Source organism: Microbacterium sp. ZW CA_36 (genome assembly GCF_044987475.1).
Classification (GTDB): domain Bacteria; phylum Actinomycetota; class Actinomycetes; order Actinomycetales; family Microbacteriaceae; genus Microbacterium.
This window is the reverse complement of record NZ_JBJDRL010000051.1, coordinates 1-15,947: the sequence shown is the minus strand read 5'-3', so window position 1 is coordinate 15,947 and position 15,947 is coordinate 1. Positions and strand designations below refer to the sequence as shown.

14 protein-coding genes are annotated in these 15,947 nt (G+C 71.6%); 11 read left to right on the top strand and 3 right to left on the bottom strand.

From position 1 onward, the window contains the following. Positions 1–46: 46 nt before the first annotated feature. From ACI3KX_RS17070 to ACI3KX_RS17060, 3 genes are all read left to right on the top strand, one after another. Entirely contained in the window at positions 47–1,171 is a 1,125-nt protein-coding gene (locus ACI3KX_RS17070; protein ID WP_349425654.1) for a thiamine pyrophosphate-dependent enzyme, read from the top strand. A gap of 199 nt (positions 1,172–1,370) precedes the next feature. After that, a complete protein-coding gene (locus tag ACI3KX_RS17065) occupies positions 1,371–2,336 on the top strand; it encodes an alpha-ketoacid dehydrogenase subunit beta (protein ID WP_331907383.1) in 966 nt (321 codons plus the stop codon). Positions 2,337–2,829: 493 nt separating this feature from the next. Further along, the gene (locus tag ACI3KX_RS17060; protein ID WP_363355915.1) at positions 2,830–4,209 is read left to right on the top strand and encodes a dihydrolipoamide acetyltransferase family protein; all 1,380 of its coding nucleotides are present in this window, start codon (positions 2,830–2,832) and stop codon (positions 4,207–4,209) included. 21 nt (positions 4,210–4,230) lie between these two features. Here the strand turns inward: ACI3KX_RS17060 and ACI3KX_RS17055 are convergent, their stop codons facing one another. Further along, on the bottom strand, positions 4,231–4,875 hold the full coding sequence (locus tag ACI3KX_RS17055; protein WP_363355913.1) for a hypothetical protein: 645 nt from the start codon (positions 4,873–4,875) through the stop codon (positions 4,231–4,233). Between the two features lie 81 nt (positions 4,876–4,956). On the opposite strand from ACI3KX_RS17055, the gene ACI3KX_RS17050 reads away from it, so the two are divergent. The 7 genes from ACI3KX_RS17050 to ACI3KX_RS17020 all read left to right on the top strand — a co-directional run bounded on the left by ACI3KX_RS17050 (position 4,957) and on the right by ACI3KX_RS17020 (position 11,914). Then, a complete protein-coding gene (locus tag ACI3KX_RS17050; protein WP_404910463.1) occupies positions 4,957–6,042 on the top strand; it encodes a metal ABC transporter solute-binding protein, Zn/Mn family in 1,086 nt (361 codons plus the stop codon). Further along, positions 6,039–6,875 (top strand): metal ABC transporter ATP-binding protein, encoded by an 837-nt coding sequence (locus ACI3KX_RS17045; RefSeq protein ID WP_404910462.1) that lies wholly within the window; start codon positions 6,039–6,041, stop codon positions 6,873–6,875. The genes ACI3KX_RS17050 and ACI3KX_RS17045 overlap by 4 nt, the downstream gene beginning before the upstream one ends. Continuing rightward, complete coding sequence (locus ACI3KX_RS17040; RefSeq protein WP_349425649.1) at positions 6,872–7,735, top strand: metal ABC transporter permease; 864 nt, start codon at positions 6,872–6,874, stop codon at positions 7,733–7,735. The genes ACI3KX_RS17045 and ACI3KX_RS17040 overlap by 4 nt, the downstream gene beginning before the upstream one ends. 144 nt (positions 7,736–7,879) lie before the next feature. Beyond that, positions 7,880–8,293, top strand: a complete 414-nt coding sequence (locus ACI3KX_RS17035) for a Fur family transcriptional regulator (protein WP_404910461.1) — start codon at positions 7,880–7,882, stop codon at positions 8,291–8,293. 121 nt (positions 8,294–8,414) lie between these two features. Next, positions 8,415–9,380: a permease gene (locus ACI3KX_RS17030; protein WP_363357035.1), complete on the top strand. Its 966-nt coding sequence runs from the start codon at positions 8,415–8,417 to the stop codon at positions 9,378–9,380. Continuing rightward, complete coding sequence (locus ACI3KX_RS17025; protein ID WP_404910460.1) at positions 9,373–10,491, top strand: TIGR03943 family putative permease subunit; 1,119 nt, start codon at positions 9,373–9,375, stop codon at positions 10,489–10,491. Before ACI3KX_RS17030 ends, ACI3KX_RS17025 begins: the two co-directional genes overlap by 8 nt. Next, complete coding sequence (locus ACI3KX_RS17020) at positions 10,481–11,914, top strand: hypothetical protein (RefSeq protein WP_404910459.1); 1,434 nt, start codon at positions 10,481–10,483, stop codon at positions 11,912–11,914. Before ACI3KX_RS17025 ends, ACI3KX_RS17020 begins: the two co-directional genes overlap by 11 nt. A 148-nt stretch (positions 11,915–12,062) precedes the next feature. On the opposite strand, the gene ACI3KX_RS17015 is transcribed toward ACI3KX_RS17020, so the two are convergent. Beyond that, positions 12,063–13,712, bottom strand: a complete 1,650-nt coding sequence (locus ACI3KX_RS17015; RefSeq protein WP_404910458.1) for an MFS transporter — start codon at positions 13,710–13,712, stop codon at positions 12,063–12,065. A gap of 74 nt (positions 13,713–13,786) precedes the next feature. On the opposite strand from ACI3KX_RS17015, the gene ACI3KX_RS17010 reads away from it, so the two are divergent. Further along, positions 13,787–14,464, top strand: a complete 678-nt coding sequence (locus tag ACI3KX_RS17010; protein WP_404910457.1) for a DNA-3-methyladenine glycosylase — start codon at positions 13,787–13,789, stop codon at positions 14,462–14,464. On the opposite strand, the gene ACI3KX_RS17005 is transcribed toward ACI3KX_RS17010, so the two are convergent. After that, positions 14,448–15,947, bottom strand: a 1,500-nt coding sequence (locus ACI3KX_RS17005; RefSeq protein WP_404910456.1) for an SCO7613 C-terminal domain-containing membrane protein, incomplete at its 5' end; no start/stop codon positions are given. The two genes, ACI3KX_RS17010 and ACI3KX_RS17005, sit on opposite strands and share 17 nt — an antisense overlap.

Sequence of the window (15,947 nt, the reverse complement as noted above, 5' to 3'; positions counted from 1 at the left end):
TGAAGACTTGGTGACGACTGGCGCCACGGCACCTTCGGAAACCACCGTGCCCGAAGACCCCGCTCTCATCCGCTTCCTGGAAGCGGACGGCACCTTCGCCCCGACCCCCGCCGCCGAGCGCTATCGCGCCGCCGTCGACGCGCTGAGCGACGCCGACCTCGAGACGTTCTACCGCGACATGGCCGTCATCCGCGCGTTCGACGTGCAGGCGACGAACCTCCAGCGCCAGGGCCAACTGGCCCTCTGGCCGCCGAGCTACGGCCAGGAGGCCGCGCAGGTGGGTTCCGCCCGGGCGGCGCGTCCGCAGGACCACATCTTCCCGTCCTACCGCGAGCACGTCGTGACGAAGATCCGCGGCGTCGACCCGATCGACATCATCCGCGTGATGCGCGGACTGACGCACGGCGGGTGGGACCCGACCGACCCGAAGAACGGCAACACCCACATCTACACGCTCGTCCTCGGCTCGCAGACGCTGCATGCGACCGGGTTCGGCATGGGGCTGGTCTTCGACGGCCGGTGCGGCACCGGCGACCCCGACCGCGACGAGGCCGTCATCGTCTACTACGGCGACGGCGCGTCGAGCCAGGGCGACGTGCACGAGGCGATGGTGTTCGCCGCGAGCTATCAGACCCCCGAGGTCTTCTTCCTGCAGAACAACCAGTGGGCCATCTCGGTGCCCGTCTCGACGCAGTCGCGCTCGCCGCTGTACAAGCGCGGCGAGGGGTACGGGATGCCGAGCGCGCTGATCGACGGCAATGACGTCCTCGCGAGCTGGGCCGTCACACGGGCGGCGCTCGACGAGGCGCGCGCGGGCGGCGGGCCGCAGGCGATCGAGGCCATGACCTACCGGCTCGGCGCGCACACGACGAGCGACGACCCCACGAAGTACCGGCCGTCGAGCGAGGAGGAGGCGTGGCGTCGCCGCGATCCGCTCGCACGCATGAAGGCCTTCCTGCTCACCCGGGGCGCGTCGGAGTCGTTCTTCGCCGACGTGGATGCCGAGGCGGACGCTCTCGCCGACGACATCCGCACCCGCACCAACGCGCTGGGCGGACTCGAGGCCGACGATATCTTCGCCCACGTGTACTCCGAGCCCCATCCGCTCATGGACGAACAGCGGCAGTGGCTCGCCGGATACGAGGCATCCTTCGAGGGAGGCGCATCGTGACCGACACCCGGCCGCCCCGCGAACGAGGCACGAGCGAGACGAAACGCGCCGAGCCCGCCGTGAACCCCGTGCCCGAGGCATCCTTCGAGGGAGGCGCATCGTGACCAACACCCGGTCGTTGAGCGAGCGAGGCACGAGCGAGACGAAACGCGCCGAGCCGGCCGTGAACCCCGTGCCCGAGGCGCCCGCGGTGCAGACGATGCCGCTCAGCCGGGCCATCAACGCCGGTCTGCGTGCGTCTCTCGCCGGCAGCGACCGCGTGCTGCTCATGGGCGAGGACATCGGCAAGCTCGGCGGCGTCTTCCGCATCACCGAGGGGCTGCAGGCCGAGTTCGGAGAGCGCCGCGTGATCGACAGCCCGCTCGCCGAGTCCGGACTCGTCGGCACTGCGATCGGGCTGGCGCTCGCCGGATTCCGCCCGGTCGTCGAGATCCAGTTCGACGGGTTCGTCTTCCCCGCGTTCGACCAGATCACCTCGCAGCTGGCCAAGATGACGAACCGCCTCGAGGGCGCGGTGCAGATGCCCGTCGTGATCCGCATCCCGTACGGCGGGCACATCGGCGCGATCGAGCACCATCAGGAGAGCCCCGAGGCGTACTTCACGCACACCCCAGGCCTGCGGGTCGTGAGCCCGTCGACGCCGAACGACGGGTACTGGATGATCCAGGACGCGATCGCCTCGGCCGACCCCGTGATCTTCCTCGAGCCGAAGAGCAAGTACTGGCAGAAGGGCGAGGTCGACACCTCCGCCCGCGCCCTGCCGCTGCACGCGTCGCGCATCGTCCGCCGCGGCACCGACGTCACCCTCGTCGGCCACGGCGCCATGGTCACGACGATGCTGCAGGCCGCCGTGCTGGCCGAGGCCGAGGGCACCAGCATCGAGGTCGTCGACCTGCGCTCACTGTCGCCCGTGGACTACGGCCCGATCCTCGAGTCCGTGCGCCGCACCGGTCGCATGGTCTACGCGCAGGAGGCCCCGGGCTTCACGTCGCTCGGCTCTGAGGTCGCGGCGACCGTGATGGAGCGTGCGTTCTACGCGCTCGAGGCTCCGGTGCTGCGCGTGTCGGGCTTCGACGCCCCGTTCCCCCCGGCCAAGCTCGAAGGCGTCTTCCTGCCCGACGCCGACCGCATCCTCGAGGCCGTCGACCGGTCCCTCGCCTACTGAGAGGGAGCCGGTCGTTGAGCGAGCGAGGGACGAGCGAGACGAAACGTCTGCGCCCGGCGTATCGGTTCGGTTCGGCGCGTTTCGTCTCGGTCGCTGGCGCTCCCTCGCTCAACGACCGAGGAATCTTCTCCCGGTCGTTGAGCGAGCGAGGAACGAGCGAGACGAAACGTCTGCGCCCGGCGCATCGGTCCGATTCGGCGCGTTTCGTCTCGGTCGCTGGCGCTCCCTCGCTCAACGACCGAGGAATCTTCTCCCCGTCGTTGAGCGAGCGAGGAAGGAGCGAGACGAAACGTCTGCGCCCGGCGTATCGGTTCGGTTCGGCGCGTTTCGTCTCGGTCGCTGGCGCTCCCTCGCTCAACGACCGAGGAATCTTCAGCCGGTCGTTGAGCCAGCGAGGAACGAGCGAGACGAAACGCCTGCGCGCGGCCGGAACGTCACGCCCGTTTCGTCTCGCAAGCTCGCTCAACGACCGGGTCTTTCGAAAGGACACTCCATGAGCACCCAGACGTTCGTTCTCCCCGATGTCGGCGAAGGCCTCACCGAAGCCGAGATCGTGCAGTGGCGCGTCGGCCCGGGAGACACCGTCGCGGTCAACGACGTGCTCGTCGAGATCGAGACGGCGAAGTCGCTGGTCGAGCTGCCCTCGCCGTTCGCCGGCACCGTCGGCGAGCTGCTGGCCGTCGAGGGCGCGACGGTGAACGTCGGCTCGGCGATCATCACGATCGCCTCGACGACGGATGCCGCCGCCCCGGCCACCGTCGGACAGTCCGAGCACGGGCAGCCCGCCGAGCCCGCCGAGGGCGAAGGAGCGGTGCTCGTCGGGTACGGCACCGGCGGTCAGGTGCAGTCCCGGCGGCGCAAGGCCGCCGTTCCCGCAGCGGAACGGGTCGCGGCATCCGTCGGCATCATCGCCAAGCCGCCGATCCGCAAGCTCGCGCGCGACCTCGGGGTGGAGCTGTCGGCCGTGGCGCCGAGCGGCCCCGCCGGCGAGGTGACCCGCGAGGACGTCGTGCGGCACGCGTCGCAGGCCAGCGTGTTCCGCAACATCGAGACGCCCGAGTGGGGCGACGTGCGCGAGGAGACCATCCCGGTCGCCGCGCCGGCGCCCGCGGAGCGGCCGACGCCCGGCCCCGCCGAGGTCGCGCCATCGACGCCCGCTCCCGACGCCGCCGGTCGCGAGGAGACCATCGCCGTCCGGGGTGTGCGCAAGGCCACCTCGTCGGCGATGGTGCAGTCGGCGTACTCGGCCCCGCACGTCTCGGTGTGGACCGACGTCGACGCCACCCGCACGATGGAGCTCGTCAAGCGGCTCAAGACGTCGCCGGACTTCGCCGACACGAAGGTCTCGCCGCTCTTGATCATGGCGCGCGCCGTGATCTGGGCGGCGCGGCGCACCCCGATGGTGAACGCCGCGTGGGTGGATGCCGAAGGCGGCGCCGAGATCCGGGTGCGGCGGTACGTCAACCTCGGGATCGCCGCGGCGACGCCGCGCGGCCTCCTCGTGCCGAACATCAAGGATGCACAGGACCTGTCGATGCGCGAGCTGGCCCGGGCGCTCGAGAAGCTCACCCTCACGGCGCGGGAGGGCAAGACGACTCCAGCTGACCAGCACGGGGGAACGATCACGATCACGAATATCGGCGTGTTCGGCATGGACGCCGGGACTCCGATCATCAACCCGGGCGAGGCGGGCATCGTGGCACTGGGCACGATCCGGCAGAAGCCCTGGGTCGTCGACGGCGAGGTCCGGCCGCGCTGGGTGACCACCGTCGCCGGCTCGTTCGATCACCGCGTGGTCGACGGAGACGGGATGTCGCGCTTCATCGCCGACGTGGCGTCGATCCTCGAGGAGCCGGCGCTGCTCCTGGACTGACCCCCTTCGGCGGAACCCGCCTCAGCCGTCGATGCGCCGAGGCGTCTCTGCGGCGGGGGCCCGGTGCGCGGCGCGCAGCAGGGACGCCGGCGCGAGGGAGCGCGGGCGACCGAGGATCAGCAGCAGCGCGATCGCGAACAGCCCGCCCATCGTGCCCGCCATGATGTCGGCCATCGTGTCGTCGAGCCCGCCCTGGGCGACGGTGCCGATGAGCCGGTCGCTCGCGAACTCGCAGATCTCCCACGCGGCGGCGAAAGCCATCGCGGTCAGCTGGATGACGGCCAGAGCGAACCACGCGGGGAACGGGGCGTTCACCCGCTCCTCCATGCGCCGCACCCACAGCATCCCGAGCCACGCGAGCATGACGCCGGAGTCGAAGTGGATGAGGGTGTCCCAGTCGGCGATCGCGACGTAGACGTTCAGCGCGCTGCCCGCGTACGGGCCCAGCGTGATGAAGATCAGGTAGTGCAGCTGAAACGCGCGGGGCAGCGTCGTGCGGAAGACGAGCTCGGCGGCGGCAGGCGCCCACATCGACAGGACGAGCAGCACCGTGAGCAGCATCTGTGCCGGCAGGCCGGCCGCAGACAGCACCAGGGCGACGACGAGGGCTCCCGCCTGGAACGGGAGGGCGAGCAGCAGCGAGCGGCGGACGACCTGCGGGAGCACGGGACCGACGCTATCAGCGGGTCCGGTCGCGTGAACGGGTGAGGTTTGAGAACGATTCTCATTAGCGTTAGAGTCGCTGACATGACCTCGTTGCGACGCTCCCTGCCTGTGCTCGGCCTGACGGCGGCATCCGCCCTCGTCCTCGCGGGATGCGCGGGCACCGCGGCGGGCGGCGACGACGACGCCGAGGGCCGGCTCTCGGTCGTCGCATCGACCAACGTCTACGGGCAGATCGCCGCCGAGGTCGGCGGCGACCTGGTCGACGTCACCTCGATCGTGACCAACGAGTCGCAGGACCCGCACTCGTTCGAGCCCAGCGCCCGCGACCAGCTCACGGTCTCGAAGGCCGACCTCGTCATCGAGAACGGCGGCGGCTACGACGCCTTCGTCGATGCGCTCATCGAGTCCAGCGGCACGGACGCGCCGGTCGTCACCGCCGTCGAGTACTCGCACGACTGGCCCGACAACCCCGGTCACGCCGACCCGCCCGCCGCGGACGAGACCGGCAGCGACGAGACGGATGCCGCGACCGACGACACCGCGACCGACGACGCCGCGACGGAAGCCGCCGACGATCACGCGACCGAGGACGCCGAGGCGCACACCGACGAGGCCGACGACCACGGTCACGATCACGTCGAGGGCTTCAACGAGCACGTCTGGTACGACCCGCACACCATCGCGCACGTCGCCTCCGCGATCGCCGACGAGCTGGGTCAGCTGAGCCCCGACGACGCCGACACCTTCATCGCGAACGCGGAGGCCTTCGGCGCCGAGGTCGAGGCGCTCGAGGCCTCGCTCGGCGACATCGGCGCCGCGCACGGCGGCGAGAAGGTCTTCGTCACCGAGCCGGTGCCGGTGTACCTCACCGACGCCGCCGGACTCGAGAATTCGACGCCCGAGGCGTTCAGCGAGGCCGTCGAAGAGGGGCAGGATGTCGCGCCCGCGACCCTCCTCGAATCCCTGGCGCTCGTGCGCGACGGCGGAGTGAGCGTCGTGATCACGAACACGCAGACGGGCGGGGCGGAGACGCAGGAGATCGTCGGCGAGGCCGACGGCCTCGGCATCCCGGTGATCGCGTTTTCGGAAACGCTCCCCGAGGGGGAGACTTACATCTCGTGGATGCAGGCGAACATCGAGGCGCTGAACACGGCGCTGCAGGCGTGACACCGGCGTCGGCCCACCCCGATCGGCGGGTGGTGCTGAGCATCCGGGATGCCGCGCTGAAGCGCGGGGACCGCGAGCTCTGGGCCGGCCTCGACCTGGACGTGCGCGCCGGTGAGCTGATCGCCGTGCTCGGACCCAGCGGGTCGGGCAAGACGACGCTGCTGCGGGCGATCCTCGGCCTCGAGCCGCTGTCCCGCGGCGAGATCACCGTCGAGGGCGCGCCGGTCGAGGGTCACGGCAGCCGCCGCATCGGCTACATCCCGCAGGCCAGGCCGCTGCCGCGCGACACGTCGCTGCGCGGCCGCGACCTCGTGGCCCTCGGTGTCGACGGCCACCGCTTCGGGCTGCCGATCCCGCGCCGCGGCGATCGCGCCCGCATCGACGCTCTCATCGACGCCGTCGGGGCGCGCGAGTTCGCCGACCGGCCGGTCGGACAGCTCTCGGGCGGCGAGCAGCAGCGCCTGCGCGCCGGCCAGGCGCTCGCCGACGACCCGCCGCTGCTGCTGTGCGACGAGCCGCTCACGAGCCTCGACCTCGCGAACCAGCAGGCCGTCATCGGTCTCATCGACCGGCATCGTCGGGACAAGGATGCCGCGGTCGTGCTCGTGACGCACGACATCAACCCGCTCCTGGGCAAGGTCGACCGCATCCTGTACATCGCGAACGGCCGCTTCACGCTGGGGACGCCGCAGGAGGTGCTGCGCTCCGACGTGCTCACCGCGCTCTACGGCGCGCACGTCTTCGTGCTGCGCGCCGGCGACCGGCTGGTGGTGGTCGGCGCCCCCGACGCCGAGGCCTCGCACCACCACCACGAGGGCGAGGGGGCTGCGTGAACTGGAACGACATCGCGGATGCGATGTTCGGCGGCCTGCCGTACTACGGCGAGATCCTCGCCCTGGTGGCGAACTCCGTGTGGGCGGGCGCCGTGCTGGGGCTCGTCGGCGGGCTGATCGGCGTGTTCGTCATCCAGCGCGACATGGCGTTCGCCGTCCACGGCATCAGCGAGCTGTCGTTCGCCGGCGCTGCGGCCGCGCTTCTCATCGGCTGGGACGTCGTGACGGGCTCGATCATCGGGTCCCTCATCGCGGCTGCGATCATCGGCGTGCTGGGTGCGAAGGCCCGCGACCGCAACTCGATCATCGGCGTGCTGATGCCGTTCGGTCTGGGTCTCGGCATCCTGTTCCTCTCGCTCTACGACGGGCGAAGCGCCAACCGGTTCAGCCTGCTCACGGGCCAGATCGTGTCGGTGCAGACCGGGCAGCTCGGCTGGCTGATCGGCATCGGCGCCGTCGTGCTGGTGGGAGTGCTGCTCATCTGGCGTCCGCTGAGGTTCGACTCGCTCGATCCGCAGTCGGCGGCGGCGCGCGGTGTGCCGACCACGGCGGTCTCGCTCGCCTTCATGCTGCTGCTCGGGCTCATCGTGGCCGTCGCCGTGCACATCATCGGCGCACTTCTGGTGATGGCCCTGCTGGTCACCCCCGCCGCGGCGGCCGTGCGGATCGCATCGGGCCCGCTGTCGGTGCCCCTGCTGTCGGCGCTGTTCGGCTTCGTGTCGGCGGTGGGCGGCATCCTGCTCGCGATCATGGGGACGCTCCCGGTGAGCCCGTACATCACCACCATCTCGTTCGCGATCTACGTGGTGTGCCGGGTGATCGGCGCTCGCCGCGACCGCGTCACGAGGGTCGCCACGTGATCGCCACGACCGGCCCGGCCGTTCCGCTGTCACGATCTGTGGCCGCGGCCCATAGATTGCGACAGGTGAGCGAGCGGACCCCACGGCGAAGGATCGCGGGAGGCGCCCGGCCGACGTCCAGGACCCGTCGGTAGACTCGCCGCCATGGTCCAGCGCAACACCTGGCAGCGCGAACGCGTGCGCGAAGCGCTCTCGGACGCCCGTGGCTTCGTGAGCGCGCAGTCGCTGCACGCCACGCTCCGCGACGAGAACACCGGCATCGGGCTGGCGACCGTGTACCGCACCCTCGCCGGGCTCGCCGCCCAGGGCGACGCCGACTCGCTGCAGAGCCCCGAGGGCGAGGCGCTCTACCGCGCGTGCACGAGCACCGGCCACCACCACCATCTGATCTGCCGCTCCTGCGGGCTGACCGTCGAGATCGAGGCGACCGACGTCGAGCAGTGGGCAAAGCGCACGGCCGAGAGCCATGGATTCCGCGACGCCGAGCACGTCGTCGACATCTTCGGACTCTGCGCGAGCTGCGCGGCGGCCCGGGACGCCGAGCGTGACGCGAACTGACCCCGCGCTTCGACGAGCTCAGGGATCGGCCGCGCGGGGATCGGCAGCCGAGCTCGGTGACGGGCGCCGCCACCGCTCCCCGGGTTCAGCCCCCGGGCCGTCGTCACAGGCACGCGCGGCGCTGTGGCTGGGCGTGGGGCTCGCCCTCGTCGCAGGCCTCTTCCTCGTCGACTGGCTCGCGCCCGCGCTGTTCCCGGCATCCCTCCCGACCCGTGCGCAGGACGGGCTCACCCTCGCCATCAGTGTGCTCATCGAGTCGCTGCCCTTCGTGGCGCTGGGCGTGGTGCTGTCGATCGTCGTGCAGGTGTGGGTTCCCCCGGGGGTCATCGAGCGATGGATGCCGCGCCGCGCGTGGGCGCGCCGCGCGGTGCTGTCGCTGCTGGGCATGATCGTGCCGGTGTGCGAATGCGGCAACGTGCCGTTCGCGCGCGGCCTGCTCATGCGCGGGTTCTCGGTGCCCGAGACGCTGACGTTCCTGATCGCGGCGCCGATCGTGAATCCCATCGTGATCCTGACGACGCACCAGGCGTTCGGGTTCAGCGACGGCATCCTCGTCGCGCGCATCCTCGGCGGATACGCGATCGCGAACCTGATCGGATGGCTGTACTCGCGGCATCCGTCTCCCGACGCCCTCCTCACCGACCGCTTCCGCGACACGTGCGAGCTCGTGATCCACGAGCCCGGCGGCAAGTGGCGGCGCACGCTCGCGCAGTTCGTGGTCGAGTTGCGCGCGGTCATGCCGGCGCTCATCATCGGCTCGGCGCTCGCCGGGGCGGTGCAGGTGCTCATCCCGCGCGACGCGCTGCTCGCGATCGGCTCGAACCCGGCGCTCTCGATCGTCGCGATGATGGCCCTCGCGATGGTGGTCTCGATCTGCTCGAACGTCGACGCGTTCTTCGCGCTGTCGTTCGCCTCGACGTTCACCCCCGGGTCGATCGTCGCGTTCCTGCTGGTCGGGCCGCTCGTCGACGTCAAGATGCTGGCCCTCATGCGCACGACGTTCACGTGGCGCACCCTCGGCGGCATCGTCGTCGTGGTGGTGCTGTCGGCGTTCGCGATCGGGACGGCGGTGAACCTCCTTGCGTAACGCCGGATTCGTCGGCACGCGGTGGCTCGGGGTCGGGCTGGCCGCAGCCCTCGCCGTGGTCACCATCTCGCTCGCGGTCACCGATCGGCTCGCGCTGTACATCAACCCGGACTCGACCTGGTTCGCCGTCTCGATGGCCGTGCTCGTGCTCGTCGGCGCCGTGGCGTCGTTCGCGCTGCCACTGGGTGCCGAGGCCGACCACGGCCACGACCACGGCGACGGTTCTGCGGAGGCTCGAGACGTTTCGACTCGCTTCGCTCGCTCAACGACCGGGGTCGAAGGTGGGGCCGAGCACGTTTCGTCTCATTTCGCTCGCTCAACGACCGGGGTCGAAGGCGGGGCCGGGGGCGTTTCCTCACGCTCCGCGCGCTCGACCGGAAGTCCGGTCGTTGAGCGAGCGAGGAACGAGCGAGACGAAACGCTCGAGCCGGCGCACGACCACGACCCAGGGGCCGAGGCCGGGGGCGTTTCCTCACGCTCCGCGCGCTCGACCGGAAGTCCGGTCGTTGAGCGAGCGAGGAACGAGCGAGACGAAACGCCCGAGCCGACGCCCGACCCCGGCGAGGCGCACCACGACACTGCGCACGACCAACACGCGCACCGCAGCCATCCGCTCGGTGTCGCGGCCACCGTGCTGGGCGGCGTCGCCGCCTCGGGGGTGGTCGTGCTGACGCTGGTGCTGCCGCCCGCGTCGCTGTCGGCCGAGCTCGCGATGTCGCGCGACGTGGGGGCAACGCCGTTGTTCGGCGGGGCCGACACCGTGCAGCTCGCCTCCACCGGCGACACCGCCTCGTTCGGGGTCGGCGACTGGGCGACCGTGTTCGCGACCGCGACCAATCCGGACGCCTTCGACGGCGACACGGTCGAGCTCACCGGATTCGTCACTCCGGGCGACGACGGCGCCTTCGACCTGACGCGCCTGATCATCACGCACTGCGTCATCGACGCGCAGCCCGCGAGCCTGCCGATCGTGGGCGCCGCGCCGTCGCCCGACACCGGGCAGTGGGTGACCATCACCGGCACGGTCCGCTCCTCGTCGGACGGGCGTCTCGTGGTCGACGCGGCCGACGTCGCGGAGATCGCCGAGCCCGAGGACCCGTATGAGTACTGACGCCTCCCCGCGTCGCACGCGCTCCCGGCGTCGTCGAGGCCGCGCCTTCGTCGTGACGTTCGGCGTCGTCGTCGGCCTGCTCGCGGTGCTCGGCCTGGCCGGTGCCGCGGCCAGCGTCGCGCAGGGGCCGCGGGTCACCGATGCGTACGTGGATCCCGCGGCCGCGGCCGCGGCATCCGGGTCCCGTCTCATCGTCACGACCACCCAGTCGCTCGCCGAGATAGACCCGTCGCAGGTGACGATCACGCCGGCGACGCCGTTCGCCGTCGACACGTCGGGCCGGAGCGTCGGGGTGCGATTCACCCTGCCGCTCTGGGACGACACGGAGTACACCGTCACCATCGACGGCATCGCCTCGCTCGGGGGCGGACCGACCGCGACGATCGCCGAGAGCTTCCGCACGCCGCCGGCCGAGGTGTTCCTGCTGCAGCGCGGCACGAACGACGGCGACCTGATCTATCGCACCGACCTGACCGGCCAGAACGCCGTGCCGGTGTTCCGGCATCCGCACATCGAGGACTTCCGCGCCACCGGCGCGCATCTCGTGGTGTCGGTGCGCACCGACGACGACGAGGCCGGGCTCATCGTGACCGACCTCGACGGCGAGCACGCGCGCGAACTGCCCCTGCCGGTGGAAGACGGCGGGGACGGCTACGTGTCGAACCTGCAGAGTGCCGACCGTGGTGAGCGCATCGGCTACACCTTCTCGGACGCCCATCTCGACGCCGATTCCGGCCGCGAGAGCCGCCTGTTCACCGCCTCGCTCGGAGACCCCGACGCGGACCCCGTGGCGATCGAGGTCGAGGGCGCCGATCCCCGCGTGGCGGAATGGCGCTTCGTGCCCGACACCGACAGCATCCTGCTGCTGTCGTTCGACGGCTCGCTGCTGCTGACCGGATCGGATGCCGCCGCCGGCGCCCCGACCGCATTGGGCGCGGCGATCGCCATCGACGGCATCGCGCGCGGGTCGAGTGAAGCCGTCGTCGACCGGGTCGACCAATCCGCGGTCATCGACCTCACCGACGCGAGCGAGCAGCCGCTGGTGACCCCCGACGCCGACCTCGGCGGCACGAGCTCGGTGACGCCGCTCCCCGACGGGTCGACCATCAGGACGGCGGCGGTGCTCGACGGCGACGCGATGCCGACCGGGCGCACGTCCGTCGCCCGCGTGGCTGCGGACGGTGCGACGACCATGCTCACCGAGATCGGCGAGACGGATGCCGTGATCCAGGTGTGCGTGTCGCCCAGCGCGCGCTACGTCGCGCTCCTGGTGGCGCCGGATGCCGTCTCGAATGCCTACGACACCTACCAGCTGCCGCTCCCCACGCGACCCGAGACGCGGATCCTCCAGGTCGCCGACGGCGAGCCCGTCGTCGCCCTCAACGGCGCGGCGATCTCGTGGTGCCAGGTGCCGCCCCGCTGACAGCGTCGTGCGACCGCCCGGCCGCGGCATCCGCTCTGAGCTGAACCCCGCTGACTGCGTTCACTTGCGCTGAATGTACGGCGAATGTGCGTCAGCGCGTACATTCAGCGCAAGTGAACCGATTCAGGGGACGCGTCGCGTGCGGGCGTCAGGACGGGGTTCCCTGGGGATCGCCACCGGCGGCGGGCGCCGCAGCCTTCGGTGCGGCGGGCACGGGGATCCTCGACGGCAGGCCGGTCGACAGCAGGAGCCCGAGCACCGTCAGCGCGAAGACGAAGAACAGCGACTGGCGGAGCGACTCGACCTGCGTGTCGGCGTAGAGGCGGGCGACCTCGGCCGCGGCGTCCGGGTCGGCACCGGCATCCGTCAAGAGATCCTCGGCCTGCTGCTCGGAGATGATGGGCGCGCCCTTCGATGCGCTCGCCACGACCTGTTCGCGCACGTCGTCGGGAAGCGTCGTGCTCTGCTGCACCGCAGCCGTGAACCCCGAGGTGAGCAGCAGGATGAACACGGACCCGACGATCGCCGTGCCGAACGACGAGCCGAGGTTCTGGAACGTGCCCTGCAGGCCGCCGACCTCTGAGGTGTCGGACTGCTCCACCGCCGACATGTTGACGTTGCCCAGCTGAGAGGCGAGCAGGCCGAAGCCGGCGCCGACCACGAACATGCCCGTGGCGAACAGCCAGTCCGCGAGCTCCGGCTGCACCGCGACGAACACCAGCAGCACCCCGAAGCCGAGGGTGAGCTGTCCGATGCGGCCGAGGTTCCGGGCCGAACGAACCGTCGAAAGCCGCGAGCCGAGTACCGAGAAGAGGATGAGCCCGAGCGACAGCGGCAGGATCTTCAACCCCGTCTGCAGGGCGTCGAAGCCGAGGATCGTCTGCAGGTACACCGGGATGACGAAGAAGAGCGCGGCGATCGCGAAGTACTGCGCCATGAACATCGTGAGGCCGCTGCGCAGCGCCGGGTTGCGCAGCAGGCTGACCTTGAGGAGCGGCACCCGGCCGGTGCGCTCGAGCTGCTGCTGGCGTTTCACGAACAGCCACAGCACGACGATCGACAGCAGGATCATGTAGGCGACGGGCGAGATGCCGAGCGGGGCGAACGGCTCGCCGTTGATCACGGGAGGGTCCAGCGGCTCGAACCAGCCCCACGTCTTGCTCTGCAGGATGCCGTACACGAGGAGCGCGAGGCCCAGGGCCGACAGCACGACGCTCAGCAGGTCGATGCGCAGCGTGCGGTCGCCGGGCACGTCCTTGATGCGCCCCGACACGATCAGCACGAGCGTCATCACGATCGCCTCCGCGACGAAGACGTAGCGCCACGACGAGTACGTGGTCACGAGTCCGCCGATGAGGGGTCCTGCCGCCGCGGCGCCGCCGGTGACGGCACCGAGCACGGCGAACGCGACGACCCGCGCGCGGCCCTCGTAGTTGATCGCCGCGAGGGCGGCGATGGCGGGGATCACGAGCACCGCGCCGAGACCCTCGACGAGCGACCACCCGATCATGAGGACGGTGAGGTTGGGGCTCAGTGCCGTCGTCAGCGAGCCGATGCCGTAGATGACGGAGCCGATCCGGAACGCAAGGCTGCGCCCCCAGCGGTCGCCGAGCTTGCCGCCGGTGAGCATGAACGCCGCCATCGTGAGCGCGTAGAACGTGATGGCCGCCTGCATGCCCGAGATGTCGGTGCCGAGGTCGGCGGCGACGGTCGAGATCGAGACGTTCATCACCGTGCTGTCGAGCACCATGATGAACTGCGAGACGCTCAACAGAATGAGTGCGAACCAGTTCCCCATGCGCGAACAGTATCGCTCGCAGCAACTCCCCCGGCACCGCCGGCGCCCCGACGCGCGGACGTAGACTCGGCGGCATGGTGCGGGAGCTCTGGAAAGCGGCGACCCGCGCCGCCCTGCAGGGCCTTCCCGCCGACGTCGCGCCGAGCCTGCTCGGTGCCCGGCTCACGACCGTGGTCGAGGGCGAGACCGTGGTGCTGCGGCTCACCGAGGTCGAGGCGTACCACGGCCGCGGCACCGGCACGGTGCCCGACCCCGGATCGCACGCACGCATGGGGCGGACGCCGCGCAACGCCACGATGTGGGGCGAACCCGGGCACCTGTACGTCTACCTCAGCCACGGCATCCACTCCTGCGTCAACGTGGTGTGCGGACCCGAGGGCGTCGCCGGCGGAGTGCTGCTGCGCGCGGGTCAGGTGATGGAGGGGACGGATGCCGCCGCCCGTCGTCGTCCGGCGGTCCGCACGCCGCGCGATCTCGCGCGCGGACCCGGCCGGCTGGGCGATGCCGTGGGGCTGCGGCATCCCGTGCACGACGGCATCGACGCGATCACCGGAGCGCCCCACCACGGCGCGGTCGCCCGTCTCGAGCTGCTCGCGGAGCCGCTGGCGGAGGTGGCTTCGGGCCCGCGCGTGGGCGTGGCCGGTGTCGCCGGCACCGCCGAGTTCCCGTGGCGGTACTGGATCCCGGGCGACCCGACCGTGTCGCCGTTCCGGTGGGGGCGCGGCGCCCGCGAGGTCAGCGAAGCGATGTGACGGCCGTGATGGCCGCCCGCAGCTGCTGCACGCGACGCTCGTAGCGCGCCGCGATGAAGATCAGCACGGCGCCTCCGATCCCGAGCCACAGCCACCACGGCACTGCGACGTACGACGTCGAGATCCACGGCCACAGCTGGGCGATCCCGTGCACGAGCACCACGGCCGACCCCAGCACGAGCGGCGCCTGCAGCGCGAAGACCGCGCCGACGACCACCAGGCCGACGGCCACGACGCCGAGCGCGACGATGCGCCACAGCTCGGCCTCGCCGAAGAAGTCGTAGAGCAGCGACGGCAGCAGCAGCAGTGCGAGCCAGGGACCGAGCGCGGGCCAGGTGCGCGACTCCGGCCGGCGCCGCAGCGTGCGAGCACCGTAGGCGATGCCGCCGAGCGCCGCCGGCACCGTCACGAGCTCCACCGGGTCGACCCCGAAGGCGAAGAACGCCAGCAGGCCGAAGACGGCGGCGGTCAGGGCCGCGATGACGGCGGGCGCAGCGCCCAGGCGGCCCCGCCACACGGCTCCGACGTACGCCGCCGCTGTCAGGATCGTCATGGTGGTCGCCGTCCGCACCTCGTCCAGGCCGGTGCCGGTCGCGAGCAGGGTCAGCTCGGCCGCTCCCACGAGCACCGCGGCGACGGCGAGGCCGGTGCCGACGGTGATGTCCACACGTCGCGAGGTCGTGGCGCGCATCGCGGCCATCGCGACCGCCACCGCGATCCCGGCCGCCGCGACCACCCACAGGTCCGCTTCGAACCCGGGGTCCCCGGCGACGGCGAAGAACCGGACGCCGCAGCCGACGGCCGCCACGACCAGCCCGCCGACGGCGAGCACGGCGCCCAGGGCCGCCCACCGCCGGAGCCCGAGGACCGAGGCCCCCGCCACGGCGGCCGCGCCCGCGATCGCCACGGTCACCGCGACCGCCGCCGGATCGTCGCCGGTGCGCAGCAGGGTGGTCGCGGCGAGCAGGACGACGCCGGCGGCGGCGAGCCCGGCCGCAAGACGCGCCTCGGCGAAGGTCACGGCGGTGGCGGTGAGGCTCACCGCGACGGCGACGGCGCCCACGGCAGCCGTGGCCGCCGCCGCGTCGCCGAACTCGAACCACGGATCGACGAGCACGCGCACGCCCATCGCGAGCGCCGCGCCGGCGAGGATCAGCGCCGACGGCACCCGCACGCGCCACGCGTTGGGGATCGGGGTCAGCGAGAGCGCGACCGCGGCGATCAGCGCGATGCCGATGAGCAGCCAGACGCGCGCCGGCTCCGCCGCCACGAGGAGGCTCGGCACGGTGGCGATCACCAGCGCCGCGCACCACACGTACTGCTCGCCCGCCGGCCAGGTCGACCCGGCGCGGCGGCGGCGCCGTACCGCCAGCAGGGCTCCGAGCCCGCAGGCCGCGGCGACCGGCAGCGTGGCGAACTCGATCTCTCGGGTGCCGCCGGCGAGCACCGACACCGCGGCGAGCGCGATGGCGCCCGCCAGCGC

Bases quoted from the DNA above. Each gene is read 5' to 3' on its own strand.
- ACI3KX_RS17050 (WP_404910463.1), top strand. From the start codon at position 4,957: ATGACCTCGTTGCGACGCTCCCTGCCTGTGCTCGGCCTGACGGCGGCA.
- ACI3KX_RS17020 (WP_404910459.1), top strand. From the start codon at position 10,481: ATGAGTACTGACGCCTCCCCGCGTCGCACGCGCTCCCGGCGTCGTCGA.
- ACI3KX_RS17015 (WP_404910458.1), bottom strand. From the start codon at position 13,712: ATGGGGAACTGGTTCGCACTCATTCTGTTGAGCGTCTCGCAGTTCATC.
- ACI3KX_RS17065 (WP_331907383.1), top strand. From the start codon at position 1,371: ATGCCGCTCAGCCGGGCCATCAACGCCGGTCTGCGTGCGTCTCTCGCC.
- ACI3KX_RS17035 (WP_404910461.1), top strand. From the start codon at position 7,880: ATGGTCCAGCGCAACACCTGGCAGCGCGAACGCGTGCGCGAAGCGCTC.
- ACI3KX_RS17060 (WP_363355915.1), top strand. From the start codon at position 2,830: ATGAGCACCCAGACGTTCGTTCTCCCCGATGTCGGCGAAGGCCTCACC.
- ACI3KX_RS17010 (WP_404910457.1), top strand. From the start codon at position 13,787: ATGGTGCGGGAGCTCTGGAAAGCGGCGACCCGCGCCGCCCTGCAGGGC.